Origin of the sequence: Paenibacillus sp. FSL H8-0079 (genome assembly GCF_037991315.1) — a bacterium.
In the GTDB taxonomy this organism is placed as follows: domain Bacteria; phylum Bacillota; class Bacilli; order Paenibacillales; family Paenibacillaceae; genus Paenibacillus.
Genome location: NZ_CP150300.1, coordinates 3,622,773 through 3,643,032 on the forward strand (window position 1 = coordinate 3,622,773; position 20,260 = coordinate 3,643,032).

Genomic DNA, 20,260 nt, shown 5'->3' on the forward strand with positions numbered 1-20,260 from the left:
TACAAAACAAACATGAGGAGTTGCAACCGGGCAAAGTTCCTTAGAAGTATATACAATGCTAGTGCGCGCTCCTCTGGTATCCTATACTTAGCAGCTATCATAACAAATTCTCGATGTTGGGTAGGATCCCCCCCAGAAACAAGATTAAATTATTCTTCCACATATTACCTTGTTGATCGCTAGAAGGGAACCAAACGGTTCATTTTCGTTTACTAGTACAACTGGGCAAGTTCCAAACAGCCTTGTAAATGCTCCAAGTCTTGTTCTGAAATTTTTGGATTATTGCTATATGTGTAACGATAGAATTCACAAATAGCTTTCTCTTTACATCTCTAACTCTAAAGAGATGTATATTCCTTCATAGAAGATTGTGGTCTTAATCCTCTTTGTCTTATGCTACTAAATGAGATACCGCATAAAATAATAATCACTCCAAGCCATTGAGACCAACCTACATATTCTCCTAGTACAAGAGAAGACATTATAACGGCCATGGGTAATTCAGATGCGGTCATAATTGTACCCATTCCTGAACCGATATGGGGCATACCTATGGAGTACAGAAGTGGAGGCAATACAACGCCAAAAACTCCGAGAACTAATCCATATGGACTCAATCCTGCCAGCACATCCAGGTTGAATAAGAAGGTTGGAGGGAAAACCACAAAGACAGTAATAACAGCTCCAGTTGAAAGAAGGGCGCTTTTCAATACGGGCGAAGTATCTCTCGCAACAGAACCACTGAGGAAAATAAATAAAGCGAAAGTTGAAGCAGCCAGTAGTCCCCAAATTGTTCCTTGCCACGATAACGAGAGATTTCCTTGAGAAAAGATGTTAGCCGCTAGTACGGAACCGAAAAGGAGTATACCAATCGAGATTAGTTTGCCCCTGGTAGGTTTTTTCTTCTGAAGGACCCATTCGTATAATGTCCCAATCCAAACAAACTGAAATAGTAAGACAATAGCTAGAGAAGCATTTATGCTCTGTAGTGATTGATAATAAAACATACCTGTCAGTCCAAAGGGGATCCCGGATAATAGAAGTTTTGTAATTTGCTTGAGAGTAAGGCTTCTCTTTTTGACAAAGATCACAAATATCCAACTTAAAACTGCACCAAAGAAATATTGCGCGCCAGTGACTTCTGGTGTTGAAAAGCCAGCGTTATAAGCCAGTTTAACAAATGTGGAAAGTATGCCGTAACAACAACCTCCCAAAAATACAATAAGTGCATAATGCCATAATTTCATAAATATTCCTCCTTTTTTGCATACAAAAAAACCACACAAATGCGCATAGGCATTCGTGTGGCGAAAATAGAGATCACTCTCTAGAAAAATCCACATCCATCGGGTTTTAGTATTTCGTTCATTCCGGTATCAGTATAAAAGCAAAGGTTTGTTCTTGTCAATAACCTGTGAAAGAGATTGGGGATAAAAGTCAAAAGGAACCTACACCTTCAGTAACAGTTGAGTACATAGTAATGTGCTTGTATAGCAAATATTCTAAAATTCATATGGAATATTTGAACTAAATTTTCTTTCATATATGAAATGTAAGTATGGTCATGTGAATACCTTTTTATAAGTCAAGTCCTAGTAAAAAAACACTTGCATTTTTTGAAAAAAGTGTTTTATTATTGTCCGCAAAGAGAGCTTGTACATCAACTGGGTTGTGACTGTTCAATCAGGCAATACCATTTCTGGCCAGAAAAGACGTACTTTTTGCTAACTTTTCACAAAATTTTAAGGCTGTTGACAAATTTGAAATTACTAAAATAGCCTTGCAGAATTGAGCGTCGTTGTGCAAAAAAACAGAACGCTGAACTTCAGCATGGAAATGATGTTTAGAGTCTATCCACTGGACAGCCATACAGTTTTTTTGATGCAAAGTCACAGCCAGAGAGGAAGAGCACTCATGAATTATGATCAGTTGGCCAAGGAGATTTTGTCTCGAGTTGGCGGTGTTGAAAACGTTAACAGCGTTGTTCATTGTATAACACGATTGCGATTTCAATTAAGGGACGAAGGAATGGCCCAAACAGAAGAATTAAAGAAACTGTCTGGGGTCATTACGGTCATGCAAAGTGGCGGTCAATACCAAGTTGTGATAGGGAATGAAGTTCCGGATGTATATAAGGCCATCACTAAACTTGGAAATTGGTCTGTAGAGGGTGAAGAGACTTTAAGTTCCGATGAAAATAAAACAGCCAAAGGAAATATCTTCAATCGTTTTATTGATATGATTTCAGGTGTTTTTCAGCCATTACTTGGTTTGTTGGCTGCGACAGGAATGATTAAAGGGTTCAACGAACTGTTTTTATCTTTTGGATGGATTACGGAAACATCTGGAACATATCAATTGTTAAAAGCAACTGGAGATTGCTTGTTTTACTTCTTCCCCGTATTTTTAGGGTACACTGCAATGAAAAAATTTGGTGGGTCGTCCTTTATAGGAATGGCTATAGGGGCATCACTCGTTTACCCAACGTTATCGAGTTTAAGTGAAGGGGACCCTCAATACATTTTGTTTGGAGGGACAATTTTTGAATCTCCAATTCATATTACGTTTTTGGGTCTGCCAGTAATTTTAATGACGTATTCCTCCTCAGTCATACCCATCATTTTAGCTTCGTTCTCTGCATCTAAATTAGAAAAAGTTCTAAAAAGAGTTACACCACAAGTGGTACGAACATTCTTGGTTCCCTTTTTTACGATGCTTATCATCGTCCCAGCTACTTTTTTGGTAATAGGGCCTATATCTACATGGGCAGGAAATTTAATTGGAGCGGGCGCTACTGAAATTTACGGATTTAGCCCTATTTTAACGGGTATAATAATAGGCTCCATGTGGCAGGTTTTGGTTCTTTTTGGACTTCATTGGGGAATTATCCCCATCGCGTTGCTGAATATTGGAACACTTGGATCAGATCCAATTATGGCGCTTTCTTTTGGGGCTTCATTTGCGCAAATCGGTGCGGTTCTAGCAGTTCTGATCAAAACTAAAAATCGAAAAATAAAAGCGTTGAGTGTACCGGCATTCATTTCTGGGATTTTTGGTGTCACAGAGCCTGCTATATATGGTTTGACCTTACCCTTAAGAAGACCATTCATTATGAGTTGTATTGCCGGAGGGATCGGTGGAGGTCTTTTGGGATATGCTGGGTCAAAATTTTACATTCTTGGAGGCCTCGGTGTGTTCGGCTATCCTAACTTTGTAAATAAGGTAGCCGGTATTGATTTCAGTTTTTATATGTCACTCATTGCAACTGCCGTCGCCTTTATTTTTGGGTTTGTCTTAACCTACTTTATTGGTTTTAAAGATCCAACAGAGACGATATCAACCAATATTGCTGAAAAACAAGAATTCGTTCCTAATACAAGTCAATTAAATGACCAACCCTTTGAAATCGTTAGTCCAATGACAGGTACTGTAGTTAGACTCCAAGATATTAAGGATGAAACTTTCGCAGGAGAGTATATGGGCAAAGGGATAGCCATCTTCCCTACAACTGGACGTGTCGTATCTCCAATAAACGGTATTGTACAAACGATTTACCGTACGAAACATGCTATTGGCCTTATCAGTGATGATGGAGTAGAAATACTCATTCATATTGGACAAGATACCGTTCAGCTAAAAGGTCAGCACTTCAATTCATTCGTGAAAGATGGGGATCGGGTTAAGGTTGGGGATGTCATTGTAGAGTTCGACTTGCTGGCGATCCAGGATGCCGGTTATGAAATGGTAACCCCCATTGTTATTACAAATACGTCCATGTATCACGACATTGTAGGAATTGCAAATGACAGGGTAGATGAAAAAGAACCGTTACTCAAAGTATATGCACAAAAATAGGGAGGTAATTGGATATGTTTAATAAAATCACTACATTTCCGGATGGTTTTCTGTGGGGTGGTGCTACGGCTGCCAATCAAATTGAGGGGGCATACCTAGCTAATGGTAAGGGACTAACGACCATTGATTTGATGCCGAAGGGGCCTAAACGTGATCAGGTTTCGATGGGTAACTTAAATTCGTTTGAACCCGAGGAAGGCGAGATTTATCCTTCCCACGAAGCTATCGATTTTTATCATCGTTATAAAGAGGATATCGCTCTTTTTGCGGAAATGGGCTTCAAATCGTTTCGAATGTCGATTTCATGGGCTCGGATTTTTCCCAATGGTGACGATGTAACCCCGAATGAAGCAGGATTGCAATTCTATGATGACGTGTTTGATGAACTTCTGAAGTATAATATTGAGCCTGTCGTTACTATATGTCATTTCGATTTACCTGTGAACTTGGCGAAAACGTATGGCGGTTGGAAAAACCGAATTATGATTGAGCTATTTGAAAAATACTCCAAAACATTGTTTGAACGCTATAAAACCAAAGTGAAATACTGGATGACATTTAACGAGATTAATATGTTGTTGCATCTGCCTTATACAGGAGCTGGCATTATTTTTGAAGCAGGAGAGAATAAACAACAAGTTCTGTATCAAGCAGCGCATCATGAACTGGTTGCAAGTGCTCTGGCGGTTAAGGCTTGTCATGAAATTATTCCTAACGCCATAATCGGATGTATGTTGGCAGCAGGGAATGTGTATCCGTACAGTAGTAATCCAGAAGATTACTGGGAAGTGATGGAAATGGAACGAGAATCCTACCTCTTGATTGATGTACAATCTAAAGGTGAGTATCCCGGATATGCAAAACGCTTTTTCATCGAGAATGGAATTAAACTTCAGTTTGAGCCTGGAGATTTGGAAATTTTGAAGAAATATACAGTGGATTACATTGGTTTTAGCTATTATTCGAGCCGTTGTACCAGTGCTGATCCTGAAATACTGAAGAATTACACAGATGGGAATGTGTTTGGTTCTGTAATCAACCCTTATTTGGAAACCTCAGAATGGGGATGGACAATTGATCCAAAGGGCATGCGGATTACTTGTAACCAGTTGCATGAGAGGTACAATAAACCATTATTTATCGTAGAGAACGGACTTGGTGCGCAAGATACTCTTCTGGATAATGATACCGTTGAAGATGATTACCGCATTAAGTATTTAGATCTTCACTTTGCAGAGATTGCTGAAGCAATAAAAGACGGAGTTGATATTATAGGGTATACAAGTTGGGGACCGATCGATCTTGTGAGTAACGGTACTGGCGAGATGAAAAAACGGTATGGGTTCATTTATGTTGACAAAAACAACGATGGCTCTGGCACGCTCCGAAGAATCAGAAAGAAAAGTTTTCATTGGTACAAAGACATTATTGCTAATAATGGGGCAGGGTATTTCCTTGATTAATTGATCGGTAGTATTCGCGTGTTAATTTAATGAAGCAGTATGACAAAAATATTTCAAGTATGTGTGCTAAATAAATACTTGAGGGGAAACAAGGCAGGCCACATAAGAGAAATCTCTCTATGTGGTCTTTTAACTCGTCTATATACGGGCTGTCTGGAAAAATGTCGGAGGACAATCCGGAGTTATCAGCCGATAACATAATGTATTGTCGAGGGACAAGAACATTGTGTCATTTCGGATTATGTTGGTCCTCACTTAAGTGTTGGTAAAGACCTGATTAAATTTCAAATAGACAACTCCGGCGATGTTAAAGTCATTGAATTTAAACATATCAAGAATACCGTTTGCTCTCCAGCAAGCGGATATTTTAATTTCACAATCAGGGAGACATATAATAAATCTCATTAGCTAGTAGTTAATTGTCTCATATATAACTGCACCACTTGCGCTGACACAGCCTCGATATCACTGTCTATTTCGTCCAATACGTAGGATTCAAGTACACCCATGGTTGCCATCCCCAAAAACTTCAAAAAAATACGCTTATCGATGATCGGAAGTGTGTCATCATTCAGCTTTTTATCAATCTCTCCCATAGTAAAGGCCAACAGCTTTTTGCGAAAGGATGAAGCACTGTCACTTTGAAATAAAGCAGCAAAGAATGATTTGTGAAGCTCAAAGTAAGAAAACCACATGAGTGAACCTTCAGTTATGCCGATTTCCTTTTTTTGATCACATATTTCTTGCAGTTGTGCGATATGGTCGTCCACCATTTGATCCAACAGATCGTATTTATCTAGATAATGCAGATAAAATGTTTTTCGACCTACATTGGCTTTCTCTGTCAGATGTTTAACTGTGATGTTATCAAACCCTTCCTGAATGATCATTTGCAAAAAATTAGATTGAATCGCTTGTCTGGACTTTACGATTCTGCGGTCTATTTTATCCATAGCGTCGTCCTCCTGTACATTCTACACAATGTATGTGGTGTGTGTATTAACACACATGTGAGGTGATGTGGTTATTGAATCTAATGCTTGATTATTTTAACCTTAATATACACAAGGCGAATAATACGCACAAGTGTCATAAATAGAAAAGGTGGTTTTATAGATGATAGTAATCCAAAAGAACGTTAATTTCCTAGCGCAGGGTCTAGCTTTAGCTGCAATTCTCCGAATACCTGAGCAGGCTGTAGAAAAGAAAGGTAATCCGGCTATTGTCTGTGTTCATCCGGGTAGTAGCTGCAAAGAGCAAACAGCAGGCATCTATGCAGAGAAACTTGCCGAGTTGGGCTATGTGACGATTGTATTTGATGCATCGTATCAGGGAGAAAGTGAAGGCGAGCCTCGTCATGCCGAATACCCGTCCGCTCGTGTGGAAGATATTCGCTCTGCTGTGGATTACCTGACTACTCTGGAATATGTCGATGAGCATCGGATTGGTGTACTGGGGGTATGTGCTGGAGGCGGATATGCTGTACATGCTGCAATGACGGAACGACGCATCCAGGCAGTGGCTGCAGTTTCCGTTGCGAACATAGGTCGCGGATATCGTGAAAACGATCCAATTGGAATGTTGGAGCAGGTTGCTCAGCAACGTACGGCTGAGGCACGCGGGGCAGAACCTCTGACTAACCCATGGATTCCTGGAAGCCACGAAGAAAGAGAAGCAGCAGGAATGAATGAACTTGATATTAAACAAGCAGTGGATTACTACCGCACATCCAGAGGTCAGCATCCAAACTCACCTAACCGTTTGAAATTTACAAGTGTAGATTCCATTATTGCCTTTGACGCGTTTCATCTGGCAGACTCTTTGTTAACCCAACCTTTGCAGATCATTGTCGGTAGTATACGGGGAGCGTTTGGTTCTTACCATGATGGTCATGATTTGTATCAACGTGCAGCCTCGGAACATAAAGATCTGTTTATTGTAGAAGGAGCCAGTCATTATGACTTGTACGATAAGACTGAGCCAGTGAAGGAAGCTGTTGACAGATTGGACGCTTTCTATAAAAAGTATCTTTAATGCGCTTTACGGACACCCCTCAGACAATAGACTATGATTTCTTAGCGCATGAATGTAAGAGACTATACTGATCTCTCTAAGAGAGGCACTCCGTCATCATTCATGGGAATAAATTTGTCTAAGAAAAGAAAATCCAATTCAATACCAAGATAAAATACAAGTTACAGGCGACCTGAGCTCCGAACAATTCGGAATTTGAGCCGCCTGAAACTTGTTTGCTTTAATGTGCATTTATTGACTTAGCGAGAGTATCTTCATAATCAAGCTCAATCTTCATGACGTCTGCGGGGGGGGGAGCGGGTGAGAAACTATTTGACTCCAATGCTAAGACATGGTCTTACGAAGATGTGGCCTTGTCTGAAAAGGAAGATCAATATCCGGTTTTATTCTATTCTCATGGTGCAGGCGCTTACCCGCAGCAAGGCACGTTGTACTGTCAAGAGCTGGCTAGCTCCGGCTATATTGTCGTATCCATTGGCCACGCGGAAAGTGGTATGTATAAAAATTCCCCAGAATATTTTTTTATCTGAGATGTATAATTAGTAGCCAAAGGGATGTTGTAGAATGACATAAAGATAGGGCTTTGTTGTCGAGGGACAAGAACATATTCCCATTGAAGTCGCTATTTTAGCGGCTTTTATATTTTATCGGTACAAGTTCTTGTCCCAAGCTAAGGACAAGAACTTGTACCGATTACCGAAACGGACAAGAACATAGACCGATTGCCGATTAGGTGTATATCTAAATAATCAGCATATGCACTTATTTGGGAACAACTATAAGAATAATGTTACATTAATTAAATCCAAACCCCCGAGTTAGCTGTCTATATAACAGGAGGTGAACGACAATGATCGATGCACAGCAACAAATCAACGCCGCACAAAACGGAGATCACGATGCCTTCGTTTCTCTTATAAAGGATCGAACGGATAAGCTGCACAGAGTGGCTCGCCATTATGTACGGGAGTCCAAAGATGCGGAGGATATCGTTCAGGATGCCCTGGTTAAGGCTTATGAGTCACTGCAAACGCTGCAGCAAGCCGAAGCGTTTGAGAGCTGGCTTACCAGAATTGTGGTGAACCGGGCGCTCAATCATTTGGAGAAATCCAAGCGTGTTCACCTGAGCGAAGACCCGCAGGCGCAAGAGCCATTGGTCGTTAATGATATCGATCAAACCCTGGATCTGGAGCGTGCATTGGCCAGTCTGAATCCGAAGCTGCGTCAGCTCCTATTCTTAAAATATAAGAAGGACCTGACCCAGCAGCAAATCGCCCATCTCCTGGATATGCCATTAGGTACTGTAAAAACACAATTACGGAAGGGGCTGGAACATTTGCGCAACGAAATGGCTCAAGATTTTCTCGAACGAGACCTGGATACATTACGCCTGCAGTTAAGACAACAGGCGGAGCACCAGTTTGCCGTTTCACCGGATTATGATCTGATCGTCAATGATTATCAAGAGAACACCATGAGGGGAACAGGGAAGGGAGAAGCGGGATTCTTATGGGTTAAAACGGGGAGTGATGACGCCGTTTCTGCCACGCTCTCCAGGGACGGCAACTTGCTAGACTATGCCATTTCCTGGGCCTCATTGGATAACGAGACACGGATATCTGAGGAAGAGCTCAAACAGCAGGCAGAGCAATTCCTGGAAGATCATTATCCCGGCGCACTGCGTGATTTTCCGTATTGTGAGATGGAGTGGATGGAAGGGATGTTTGGGTACACACGACAGCAGAAGGCGATGGGGCTGCCGCTTCCTGAGACGGGATGCCTGATTATGGTTCACCCCAGCGGTCGAGTGGTCGCATTTAGGTACTACGGAACCGTTCCAGGGCCAGCACTCCCAACCATGATCACACCAGAAGAGGAACAGATGGCGTGTATGAAGGCGAATTTTTTGCTACATGTGGAATATTGCGTGTTGGACAAAGCCGTGTACACGGATGGTGACGATCAGGTCCATCTTGTTTACGCCCCCCGAAGTAGAGGGCTAATCTATACTGCATCATCACAGGAGGAAGTTCCGACAGCCTATAGGGCAGAAGCTGTCCCCTCTGACCCAAGAACTCTGGACGAGTGGCCAGGTGAGTTCCCGCCCGCACGAAGCCTAGAAGAGTGGATTAGCGTAGACAACGACCAATTTCAGTTAGTACAAGACGAAAATATTGGCTCGAACACCAAGTTGATGGTGTGGAAGCAACAGAATGAAGAGCGTCCAGCCAAGAATGACCGGTCTTGGAAGGCCTATTGGGCTGATCAGATGGAGGGAACGGTCAAGGCGCGAGTAGACAGCCAAACCGGACAACTGATTGACTTTGTTTCGCATGGTAAGCCAGATCAACTAGCTCCATTAACCTGGGATCGAGACGCATGTATAGAAGTAGCTATGGACTATGTCCGAGGACTAGCAGCCGAAATGTTGCCGTATCTCAAGCTTCTAACTGAAGAGACTGACGACGAAGATCGTTTGGAAATCATTCGCTTTGGTGTATATGTTCAAGACGTATCTGTCAGGGATGAATGCTATCAACTAGTTGTTGACCGCTCTAATGGGAGGGTCAAAAGTTTGATGTCCCCCTCCATAAGGCCAGAACAGTTAAAGAAGCTGGAGACCGTGCCTTCATTTGATTACCAGACAGCCATCCTCCGATGGACGGCACAGGCCAAGCTGCGTCTGCAATGGGAACGGATGCACAATGCTAGGGCGGAAGAGGCCCCGTACGAACTAGTGTATCGAATGATTGGTAGCGAGCACGAGCGGACGCCCGAAGTACTTGATGCGCATACGGGGAAGTTATACGAAAATACTTTTTACTGACAAACAAAAACATCTAGCCCGAAACTAAGGGGTGGAAGGCATTCAAAAGCCTGCGGACGTAGAACAGCATTTTAAAAATAGACGTTTAACACAATGTTCTATAGAAAAACTTGTTGAGAAATATGCAACAGCCTTTGGAAAGCCGGCTTTGACGGTTCATTCTTCTTTGAGGCATTCATTTTCCATTATTTAGACAAAGGGCATAAATTCATGAATTTGGAGGATGCGAGAGTCGATCAAACCGGCATATTAATTGTGACCATTGAATTTTAAAAACGCCGAACTCGGAATATGAGTTCGGCGTTTTAGATAGATTATACGACGGAGGGGTGGGAGTTAAAACTACAAACTCATGTCGAGGGACAAGAACTTGTACCGATTACCGTAATGGACAAGAACATCGTCCGATTGCCGATTAGATGTGTACTTAAATAAAAAGTACATAAGCCCTCATTAGTACCAAATAATTTTATATAAGAACATTCACATTAAAATATATTACTTATGTAACATTTCTCAAAGAAAGACTCCTAAATTATAGTCTTTCTTTTTTGTCTCAAACTCTCAATAAAAACAGGTAGTTATCTCGATAAACTTAATGGAGCGAGTAAATGAAATAATAATTGCTTCTCGATCGTGTATGCGATATATTGCATATAAGAATAATTGTAATGAGGATGAAAAAAATGCCAATTCCTAAAGATTTTTCCTTACCAGTCCGTATGTCCGCAAAAGAAAGAGCGTTTTCTCAGATTCAGCGATGGATCATTGATGGAACACTGCAACCAGGTGAAAAGCTTATTGATGCGGAAATGGCTGAATCGCTTGGAGTCAGCCGGACACCGATTCGGGAGGCATTTCAGTTACTCGAAGTTCAAGGCCTCGTGTCCATGCATCCAGGAAAAGAAACAAAAGTAACGAATATTGAGAAAAACGATATTTTTAAGATGTATTCAACGATGGCTGCTCTTCAGGCCTTAGCTGCTGAAATCACCGCCCAAACTATTGTTCCAGAACAGATCGAGAAACTAAGATCCATAAATTTGGAATTCGCAAGTTCTATTAAAAATGGACAAGTTTATCAGGCTATGGAGGTGGATGAGCAATTTCATAATTATATTGTGGAGCTCTCAGATAATCCTTATGTAGCTACATTTAATACATCTCTTCAGATTCACATTAGGCGATTTAAATACGTATTTTTAAAACAACCTATTACGGCTACACTAGCTTCAGTTGAAGAACATGATCAGATTATTAAAGCTTTTGAAGGCAAAAATAGCAACGATGCCCATAATTTAATGAAACAAAATTTTATTCGACCGATGCAGGAACTGAACGAAATACTTTGAAATGAGGGAAGAAACATGGAAAATAAAAAAGATCTTCGCATTCGAAGCAAGGTAATCAGTGAAGGTGCTAACCGGGTACCGAACAGAGCGATGCTGCGTGCAGTTGGATTTCAAGATGAGGATTTTAAAAAGCCAATGATCGGAATAGCAAGTACGTGGAGTGAAGTAACACCGTGTAATATGCACATCAATGATTTAGCGGTGCAAGCTAAGCGGGGCGCACGTAATAACGGCGGTGCTCCACTAATTTTTAATACGATTACCGTTTCTGATGGGATCTCGATGGGGCATGGCGGGATGTTGTTCTCGCTACCAAGTCGGGAAGCTATAGCTGATTCGATTGAAATTGTGACCGGAGCCGAGCGTTTTGACGGCGTTGTTGCAATCGGTGGGTGTGACAAGAATACGCCTGCATGTTTGATGGCTATTGGACGGATGAATATTCCTTCTGTTTATGTATATGGAGGAACCATTCAACCTGGTAATCTCGACGGTAAAAAAGTGGATATCGTTTCAGCTTTTGAAGCCGTTGGGCAATATCAAGATGGAAAAATAACAGACGAACAATTGCATAAGGTCGAATGCAGTGTTTGTCCAGGTCCAGGGGCTTGTGGGGGGATGTATACCGCTAATACGATGGCCGCAGCTGCAGAAGCAATGGGTATGTGTTTGCCTGGTTCTTCTTCGACATCAGCTATCTCAGCGGATAAAGCATTGGAATGCGAAGCAGCCGGTAAGCAGGTCATCTCACTTCTTGAACAGGAAATCTACCCAAGAGACATTATGACGAAGAAAGCATTTGAGAATGCGATCACCGTTGTTATGGCTCTAGGGGGATCAACCAACGCATTTCTCCATCTGCTAGCTATTGCGCACTCCGTAGAAGTGGATTTAACCTTGGATGATTTTGAACGAATTCGCTTGCGTGTTCCTCATTTGGCAGATCTGAAGCCAAGTGGTCAGTATGTCATGCAGGATTTGAATGATATTGGTGGTGTTTCCGGGGTAATGAAGCTATTGCTCGCTGAGGGATTACTTCATGGGGATTGCCTCACCGTAACTGGTAAAACGTTGGCGGAGAATTTAGCGGAAGCTGCTCCACTTCAGAATGATCAAGAGATTATACGTCCACTCAATAATCCGCTTAAACCAAATGGACCACTGGTTGTGCTTCGAGGAAACCTAGCTCCTGAAGGTGCTGTCGCCAAAATGTCAGGCATGAAGATACAACAGTTTTCCGGACCGACAAAGGTGTACGATAGCGAAGATGAAGCGACAGAAGCGATCATGAATGATGAAATTCAAGAAGGGGACGTATTGGTCATACGCTATTGTGGACCGAAGGGTGGACCAGGTATGCCTGAGATGCTTTCCGTTACAGCACTCATTGTAGGGAAAGGTCTCGGTGGGAAAGTTGCTCTCATAACAGATGGTAGGTTCTCGGGTGGCTCGCATGGATTTGTAGTCGGCCATGTATCCCCTGAGGCACAAGTAGGTGGACCGATCTCTTTGCTCCAAAATGGAGATATTATCACCATCGATAGCGACATTCAGGAAATTAAGGTTGAAGTGCCAGAAGAAGAGTTGGCCGCTCGAGCGCAAGCTTGGGTACAACCGCCACTGAAAGTGAAATCCGGTGTACTTGCCAAATATGCTAAATTAGTTTCCTCTGCTTCAAGAGGTGCAGTAACAGATTTGATGGAATAGACAATTAAACATTGATGCTACATATAAAATGGGAGGGGAGAAGCTGCTACAACGAATGAATGAAGCGCGCTAAACAAAAAAACGCCAGCTTTAGAGATCAAGAATGTCGCAAGAAAAAGATGAAGAATTTAGTTTCATCATTTGAAAATGAAGTGCACCCCCTAGAATAGACATTGGAAAAACCCCTGAGTTTAGCCGATGAAATTCTAGGGGGTGTATTTTTGTTTGTACCGTTTCTCGACTTTCATTAATTGGGGTTCGCTACGAATAGCAGGCAGGTTCCGGCTAGTGCAGGAATGTTTGGATGGTCTAAATCTCGAATGAGTAAATATTGATTGCCAATGCAACAAGTTGTCGGGGGACAAGAACATGTTCCCATTGAAGTCGCTATTTTAGCGGCTTTTTTATTTTATCGGTACAAGTTCTTGTCCCAAGCTAAGGACAAGAACTTGTACCGATTGCCGGAATTGACAAGAACATAGTCCGATTGCCGATTAGATGTATATCTAAACAATGCACGCATGGACTTAAGACCTTTTTCATCACCATAATACATGAAAATGTTCACATTGTTATGGACAACTGACAAATTTAGAGGGGAGAAATACGCTTGGCTAAGTATTAAAATCGGACTGAAACTAGCTACTGAGGACAAAAACTTGTACCGATTACCGAAATGGACAAGAACCTAGTCCGATTACCGATTAGATATATATCTAAACATTGATCACATGCACTTAAAGCTTTATTAAGTACCATATGATTGTTCTTACTAGATGGTACACGCTATACTGATAAGACGAGAGGGCTACGGCCTTCTTTGATTTGTTAGACAGGGGAGGGGAGATAAATATGAACATTACGGATGCAGCGATGGTTTTCGAGGAAGGCGACCTGGTTAATATATTGACGCACACAGCACATAACGGTATCATCGATGATCGCAGCTCAGGCCGTATAAAGGCAGTTGAATACAAGGTCGCGCCAGTTCCCAATTATGGAGGTACGCCATCGTTAATTATGTTTACATTGCAGGAGCTGACAGAAGGGACTAGAACTCAGTATTTATGTCAGTTTCCCGAACGTATAAAATATTCAGACGGCGAGTTGACCTTTAAGGACGATCATCACTACTTCACAGTCAAACGACAAAAATAATTGTTTTCCAGATGGCGCCCTAGGGCGTCTTGTTTCTGTCTACGATTTGATAACAAAACGTAAAGTGGGTTTATAGAGTGGTTGGACACTCGAAGCCACCTCAGATACACTAAATGAAATGAGGAGAGTGTTCATGAAAAGACGATTTAGATGCCCCGTTGAGGCGAAAAAGGAGTATGTCGTAGAAGTACGAATGTAGTGTTCGTTTTGTGTTGTCATAATTAGTGAGAATTATATATTTATGCATTAATATACAATAGATCTAAAGGAAATATATTTTGAGAATAATTTAATTATAGGGTATTCAGTACATTAGAAATTGAGTTGTTATTTAGAATGAATTAATACAGATTCAGAGGGGAATAAAAATGAATTTTATTAAACGGATTTTTGGTATAGAAAAAACAAAAAAGCAGAATGATAATACAAAAAAATTCAAAGGTCCGGGTGATTTGTCTTTAGGAGAACAGAATCGTTCACTTTCTAATGATGTATCCTATGAAATATCTATGAAGAATGAGCTGGGATTGTCTTTATACTCATCCCATGTAGGTGTTCCTACTGGGAATACGGCTACAGATTTTTACGTGTATGAATGGTTCATCAAGAGTACAGATGAAGTATTCTATGTGGGTAAGGGGCGCGGTAACCGGTTTAAAGATTTCCACCAGAGAGCATATGAAGCTGAAAGAATTCGTAATATGTATGATACGGAAAATCGATTTATTGGTACGGGATTAACAGAAGAACAAGCATTGGAACTAGAGACACAAGAAATGGTTAGGCTTCTAAACGAAACTAATGATAAATTAACGAATCGTATAATACCGCTGTTTACTAAACGCGGTAATGGATATGAACGTAGTCTTAATACCCCTCTACTGTCATTTGAAAGAGCTCCTCATCAGTATGCAAATGAGATTGAGGAACATTACTTCAACATAACCTCGCGTCCATTCGACAAAGTTGAATATGATAACTTAAAAGCAGTAGTTTTTATTACCCGAAATATGAGGAATGAGCTGAATATCATATATAATGGTAATCCAGACAAATACATAAGTGAAACAAAGAAATTATTATCAACCAGTGGGAATAAAATAATCAAAAGTCAATTTGCAAAGTCGGTCACAGCGTGGATTTATATTGGAGATGAAGGTGTATCCAGTGTTAATTTAGATCAAGAGAAAGCATTAGAAAGGCTCGGGATACATATTCCTGTTTATCATCTTATAGATGTATGGAAGCTTTTAAAAGAAAAATGGGATGTAGTGGAGACAAATTCTGTTGAAGAAATTCCAATATATCCAATCCATAATAGAGTTTTGCTTCAAGATATTAAGCATTTGAATAACTGGGAAAAAGGGTTTGATGAAGGGTTCTCATATTGGGAAGAAGGCGAAATAGAAAGAAAAAAGGGCCGTCTCGAAAAAGCTATTGAACTATTTGATATTGCAAGATATAACGGATACAATGCTCCAGCTTTATATAAATCGTATGCAATGTCCTATCGGAAATTGAAAGACTACGATAATGAGATAGCAATATTAAGTGAGGCCCTCGTACGTTATCCATCGCTAGAATTAAAGGAGCGTCGAGAAAAATCTCTAGAGTTAAGACAAAAAATAAATAAAAATAAATAGTATAGCCCTTGGCTTGTAATATCCAATTTGATTGAGAACTAAGCACAATTTTCTGACTTTATAAATTGTGAATGAACTATTTAATTAAAAGAAATTTTAAGCATTACAATAAGGGCAATTGCCTTGTATAATTATAGGGAGTTAGGAACTGCCCCTATAACGTGAGACAAAAAAACCACCATCAGTGCGCTAACTTTATATGGTGGACTTGATGTCTGGGAAGAGGATTCATCCGAAGTCAAAGGTTTTGTTAGTAACAAGTGATATGAATATGCAGAAGGTTTACAGGGTTTCCATTTATCGAACGACCAGGTTCTTATATGTAGGTTAAAACATTAATGCAGAAAGGAAGAGGATAAGTGAGGATTCTAACTAACATTGATTCCAGACACTTTGATGAGTTAAAACAACTTGTTGCTGGATCAGACGAGTTGCATATTGTCAGTCCTTTCTTAATGGAATCATTTGATATTTTCTTCGATGAAATTATCGCCAACTCGGAGATTAAACGCATTGTGCTGGTAACAAAATTAAAGGATAATGACCCTGACTTATTGAGAAAGGCAAATTCGTTGCATTCGTTCCTTTTCAATTGCCTTACGAAGGCAATTGCTTTTCGAGTTCATGAAGATAGCAAGTTGCATGGAAAGATTTATATCGCACATAAGAATGGAGTCCCAATCAGGGGGATTATCACTTCTGCGAACTTTACAGACAACGGGCTGAACCAGAATCATGAGTGGGGCGTGCTAGTTGAAGATCAAGAAGCTTTGAAGAAGGTGATTGCCGATATCGGAAAAGTAAGTAGCCATGCACTAACGCGTGAGGAGCTTCAGAGGATTATTGAAAATATTGACAGTTATGCTAAAAATGAAGAAGTACATAAAGTGCCAAAATTTGATCTTGAGGTAGGTCATCTATTTAAGAAAAAAACAGTTGAACTTAAACCAGATGTTCGATATTTTATAAAGCCAGTTGGTTCTTCTGACCGTCCGTTCGAAACTACAAGAAAACTGAACAGTGACTTTGAAAAGATGCACTTCTCTCGGAGACCTACTCCTGTGCGTATAGGGGATATATTAATATGTAATGGAGTTGGTACGACGAAACTTCTAGGTTATTTTGAAGTAATTAGTGAACCCTATATTTGGGATAGTACAAGCCAATGGTCTTGGGAGCTGGAAGTAAAGAATTTATGTCCAGAGTACAGCGAATCTTGGAACACATTCAATAATACGATAGCTAGTATCGTAGCGTCCTATGATCATGTTCATCCTGTAACTAATGTCGGAGGAAGTACTCTTGGTGCATTACAGTTTGGGCGGGGCAGAATACAACTGACTGAAGAGTTTGCGAAGCATGTTATCGAATTAATGGAAGGTAGTGTGAAAGCAAAGAAGGAGAACAAATAAGAGCCTGGGCGAACATCGACCTTCCTTTGAAAAAATACACCGTACACCTCGATCATGATGCATGTGCGCATGTCACCGAAATGAAGCACCAAACTGAGCTTGTATGGAAGAAACAGCAAGGTACAGGAAGTTGGAAACCGTTCCGGTCCAAAGAGGAAGCTCTTGATATTTATGATATTAGCTACAAAGAAAAGCTAACACTAACTGAGTGTAGTAACTGCTGCAAATAAAATAATTGAGAGACGGTACAGAGTTCACATGTCGAGTTCTGTACCGCTTTTTCTTGTGCTCGGAGATTATTCTGATTCAGCAGTTATTACAGCTCCAACTCTAACAAATGCTGGATTTGCCGTAAACGGGGTCACATTAAAGGCATTAGTAGAATCTCTTGAAAAAGGGACTTTTGAGTTTTTAGGACTCATTGACTGTGATCTAGTTGTAAGTTTGTTGTCACCGGTAGAGTAATACATTGCACAAGAAAGCTCGAATTTTTGATTAAAGGTGTATGTCGATGAGAGGCTTAAAGATCTGAACACTTTTATCGAAAATCTGGCTTTGTTGTTGGGCTTAATCACGAAACCAAATAACGGCACAATCACATGGATTAATTCAGCAGTTGAGACTAACAGAGAAGATTTATTAAAAATATTATCGGTTAGACGGGGGACTTCGAATGAAAGCAACTGATAGAGATTATTCTGTCTTAACACCTGATGAGGAACTTGAATATGCAAGAATGCTAGAAGAAGAAAAAGTTGAGAAGCGTGGGAAGCTAAACATTAGGGTCAATTTATTTAGAAAATATCCCAAGGCTGCGAGGCATTTTTTGAGTCTCTTCCCTAATAATTATCTTGATATTGTTGATTTGGAGAATGAACGTGGTATAAAGATCTTCTTAAACCATCTTTCAGACCAATTGGACGATTGCACATTATCTGATGAGCGTGATATTGCACGATATATAAAAGAAAACGGTGCGTATTATTTTATTGGCTCAATATTAAATTACTATGATTTTGGACATCACGAGGCATACATTTTCCCAGAGTTTCAATTGAGTTCAACCTTTAAGGTTGATTATTTGTTAATCGGGCGTAATTCAGATGGATACTCATTCATATTTGTTGAAATTGAGCATCCTATTAAACAGATAACTTTGGCGGATGGGGAACTTGGCAATGCCTTTAGGAAAGGAATCAAACAAGTTAAGGATTGGAAAAACTGGATAAATGCTAATTTCTCTACATTCACCACTACAATTAAAGGATATAAGCATGCTGAAAAACAGTTACCGGATGAATTTTATTCGTTTGACCCAACGCGATGCCAATACGTTGTAGTAGCTGGTAGAAGAGATGATTTAAACGATACAACACGCAGAATTAGGCGAGAGCACATAGAAGAGCAGAAGATCAGGCTTTTACATTATGACAATATTATCGACAGCACATTGGAAGTAGTTAAGAAAAAGAACTATTAATAATAGCCTCTAAAGGGAAGTTTAGGACGGACTCGTTTGTTGAGTTGAAACTTGCACTGGCATAATAAACATAATTGAGGTGTTTTATGAAAAACGATGATAGTTATAGGTTAATTCCTTATCTTTTTGAAAATATTCCATATGCTCTACCAACAAACTCCTGAATAAGTGCCAGGATAGAGGGAGAACACTTTCGACGGTTACGTTCGTAACTATCATACATTCAGCCTAACAATTCATCATGGTAAACACTCATTCACCATGACAGAAATTGAGTATTTTCCCGACTTGGATTATCCTTTTACGGAAGACACTTGTAACTAAACATAGGCTTGCAGAAGCAATGACCAGCATTGAAATGTTCGATCGATGGTTTGTCAAACTGGCATTCAAAACATTGCTTCGGCAAAGCGCATATACTATTGACGCTTTTGAAGCTTTGATTGCACAGACAGGATTTACTCGATTTCTGTTGTTTTGATCGAAGAGCTCATTACTCATTACATTTTCTATACATCAATCACGCGAGCAAAAGAAAATTTAAAGATTTAATGGACACCTGAAACGGTGCAAAAGGTTTTAAATAGCTTAGAATTTAAAAATGGGAATAAAGATGTTGCGCTTTTAGGATCAAAATATAGTTTATGAGTATTTTGTTGTTACTACTTAAACATTTATTGACCGCCAGTGGACGAAAAAATAATAAAAGTACCAGAAATCGGTAGACAGCACACTATAAGTACAAACTTAGATATGATAGGGGCTAATAAATTGGGATTAAATACAGAGCATGTAACCACCAGTAAAGAACACATTCACTTGGATGAGTTCGTTCCAAAACCAAGTCAGTTTTTTCAAGAGAAGGTTTATGCTCATGGATTAGATGCCTATCATCAAGGGAAAGAGGATAAACTAGCAGGTGTAATATTTGATAGTCTAGTGGAAGGTACACCAAGCATTCAGATCTGTTGTAGCGGAAACGGTATCTATATAGGAACAATCGGACTGTATGTTGTTGGAGAGATCTTTGTTGTTTCTAACCGTGATATAGCTACTGGAATAGATTCGGCAAATCGACGTTATACTGATATACATACATTCGCATTAGCAAAAATGTTGGTAGATCCTAATGAAGAGATATTTGAGGCAATTGTAGCACCAAGGGTGATTCAGTCCATTTGGATTACAACCGACTGCGATGAAGATAAAAGAGAAACAGCCCAAAGGCTAAGCATGAAGTATCAACTTCCAATTGTAGTTCTTGAACCAAACATAGCAGGTGATGATAGTAAGATTAGACGTTTAAGGGAAGTTACTAAGAGCTAATAC

Annotated in this window: 14 protein-coding genes and 1 pseudogene; 13 read left to right on the forward strand and 2 right to left on the reverse strand. The window is 40.3% G+C overall.

What is annotated here, in order from left to right; translation table 11 throughout:
• Positions 1-338 precede the first annotated feature (338 nt).
• A complete protein-coding gene (locus tag MHI06_RS16095) occupies positions 339-1,247 on the reverse strand; it encodes a DMT family transporter (protein ID WP_340398409.1) in 909 nt (302 codons plus the stop codon).
• 667 nt (positions 1,248-1,914) lie between these two features.
• Between MHI06_RS16095 and MHI06_RS16100 the strand changes: the two genes are divergently transcribed.
• The 3 genes from MHI06_RS16100 to MHI06_RS16110 all read left to right on the forward strand — a co-directional run bounded on the left by MHI06_RS16100 (position 1,915) and on the right by MHI06_RS16110 (position 5,726).
• Positions 1,915-3,855 (forward strand): beta-glucoside-specific PTS transporter subunit IIABC, encoded by a 1,941-nt coding sequence (locus MHI06_RS16100; RefSeq protein WP_340398410.1) that lies wholly within the window; start codon positions 1,915-1,917, stop codon positions 3,853-3,855.
• A gap of 14 nt (positions 3,856-3,869) precedes the next feature.
• Positions 3,870-5,318: a 6-phospho-beta-glucosidase gene (locus MHI06_RS16105; protein ID WP_340398411.1), complete on the forward strand. Its 1,449-nt coding sequence runs from the start codon at positions 3,870-3,872 to the stop codon at positions 5,316-5,318.
• Positions 5,319-5,549: 231 nt separating this feature from the next.
• Entirely contained in the window at positions 5,550-5,726 is a 177-nt protein-coding gene (locus MHI06_RS16110) for a DUF3888 domain-containing protein (RefSeq protein ID WP_340402130.1), read from the forward strand.
• Here the strand turns inward: MHI06_RS16110 and MHI06_RS16115 are convergent.
• Entirely contained in the window at positions 5,723-6,271 is a 549-nt protein-coding gene (locus tag MHI06_RS16115; protein ID WP_169479223.1) for a TetR/AcrR family transcriptional regulator, read from the reverse strand. The two genes, MHI06_RS16110 and MHI06_RS16115, sit on opposite strands and share 4 nt — an antisense overlap.
• A 163-nt stretch (positions 6,272-6,434) precedes the next feature.
• Here MHI06_RS16115 and MHI06_RS16120 point away from each other — a divergent pair, with 163 nt between their 5' ends.
• The 10 genes and pseudogenes from MHI06_RS16120 to MHI06_RS16165 all read left to right on the forward strand — a co-directional run bounded on the left by MHI06_RS16120 (position 6,435) and on the right by MHI06_RS16165 (position 20,257).
• A complete protein-coding gene (locus MHI06_RS16120; protein ID WP_340398412.1) occupies positions 6,435-7,352 on the forward strand; it encodes an alpha/beta hydrolase in 918 nt (305 codons plus the stop codon).
• A gap of 850 nt (positions 7,353-8,202) precedes the next feature.
• Positions 8,203-10,179, forward strand: coding sequence for a sigma-70 family RNA polymerase sigma factor (locus tag MHI06_RS16125; protein ID WP_340398413.1), 1,977 nt, complete (start codon positions 8,203-8,205; stop codon positions 10,177-10,179).
• Between the two features lie 73 nt (positions 10,180-10,252).
• Positions 10,253-10,363 (forward strand): annotated as a pseudogene (locus MHI06_RS16130) (tyrosine recombinase XerS); the annotation flags it as partial.
• A gap of 502 nt (positions 10,364-10,865) precedes the next feature.
• Positions 10,866-11,531 carry a GntR family transcriptional regulator gene (locus MHI06_RS16135; protein WP_100527506.1) on the forward strand — a complete coding sequence of 222 codons (666 nt, stop codon included), beginning with the start codon at positions 10,866-10,868 and terminating at the stop codon, positions 11,529-11,531.
• A 15-nt stretch (positions 11,532-11,546) separates the two neighbouring features.
• Positions 11,547-13,238, forward strand: a complete 1,692-nt coding sequence (ilvD, locus tag MHI06_RS16140) for a dihydroxy-acid dehydratase (protein ID WP_017688240.1) — start codon at positions 11,547-11,549, stop codon at positions 13,236-13,238.
• An 852-nt stretch (positions 13,239-14,090) separates the two neighbouring features.
• Positions 14,091-14,396 carry a hypothetical protein gene (locus tag MHI06_RS16145; protein WP_340398414.1) on the forward strand — a complete coding sequence of 102 codons (306 nt, stop codon included), beginning with the start codon at positions 14,091-14,093 and terminating at the stop codon, positions 14,394-14,396.
• 368 nt (positions 14,397-14,764) lie between these two features.
• Positions 14,765-16,039, forward strand: coding sequence for a GIY-YIG nuclease family protein (locus MHI06_RS16150; RefSeq protein WP_340398415.1), 1,275 nt, complete (start codon positions 14,765-14,767; stop codon positions 16,037-16,039).
• Positions 16,040-16,398: 359 nt separating this feature from the next.
• Positions 16,399-17,451, forward strand: a complete 1,053-nt coding sequence (locus MHI06_RS16155) for a phospholipase D family protein (RefSeq protein ID WP_340398416.1) — start codon at positions 16,399-16,401, stop codon at positions 17,449-17,451.
• 673 nt (positions 17,452-18,124) lie between these two features.
• On the forward strand, positions 18,125-18,931 hold the full coding sequence (locus MHI06_RS16160; RefSeq protein ID WP_340398417.1) for a Shedu anti-phage system protein SduA domain-containing protein: 807 nt from the start codon (positions 18,125-18,127) through the stop codon (positions 18,929-18,931).
• 771 nt (positions 18,932-19,702) lie between these two features.
• Complete coding sequence (locus tag MHI06_RS16165) at positions 19,703-20,257, forward strand: hypothetical protein (protein ID WP_340398418.1); 555 nt, start codon at positions 19,703-19,705, stop codon at positions 20,255-20,257.
• Positions 20,258-20,260: the final 3 nt, after the last annotated feature.

Excerpts from the sequence above, each read along its gene's own strand:
- MHI06_RS16095 (WP_340398409.1), bottom strand. The coding sequence starts at position 1,247 with ATGAAATTATGGCATTATGCACTTATTGTATTTTTGGGAGGTTGTTGT.
- MHI06_RS16100 (WP_340398410.1), top strand. The coding sequence starts at position 1,915 with ATGAATTATGATCAGTTGGCCAAGGAGATTTTGTCTCGAGTTGGCGGT.
- MHI06_RS16105 (WP_340398411.1), top strand. The coding sequence starts at position 3,870 with ATGTTTAATAAAATCACTACATTTCCGGATGGTTTTCTGTGGGGTGGT.
- MHI06_RS16115 (WP_169479223.1), bottom strand. The coding sequence starts at position 6,271 with ATGGATAAAATAGACCGCAGAATCGTAAAGTCCAGACAAGCGATTCAA.
- MHI06_RS16120 (WP_340398412.1), top strand. The coding sequence starts at position 6,435 with ATGATAGTAATCCAAAAGAACGTTAATTTCCTAGCGCAGGGTCTAGCT.
- MHI06_RS16125 (WP_340398413.1), top strand. The coding sequence starts at position 8,203 with ATGATCGATGCACAGCAACAAATCAACGCCGCACAAAACGGAGATCAC.
- MHI06_RS16135 (WP_100527506.1), top strand. The coding sequence starts at position 10,866 with ATGCCAATTCCTAAAGATTTTTCCTTACCAGTCCGTATGTCCGCAAAA.
- ilvD (WP_017688240.1), top strand. The coding sequence starts at position 11,547 with ATGGAAAATAAAAAAGATCTTCGCATTCGAAGCAAGGTAATCAGTGAA.
- MHI06_RS16145 (WP_340398414.1), top strand. The coding sequence starts at position 14,091 with ATGAACATTACGGATGCAGCGATGGTTTTCGAGGAAGGCGACCTGGTT.
- MHI06_RS16150 (WP_340398415.1), top strand. The coding sequence starts at position 14,765 with ATGAATTTTATTAAACGGATTTTTGGTATAGAAAAAACAAAAAAGCAG.
- MHI06_RS16160 (WP_340398417.1), top strand. The coding sequence starts at position 18,125 with ATGAAAGCAACTGATAGAGATTATTCTGTCTTAACACCTGATGAGGAA.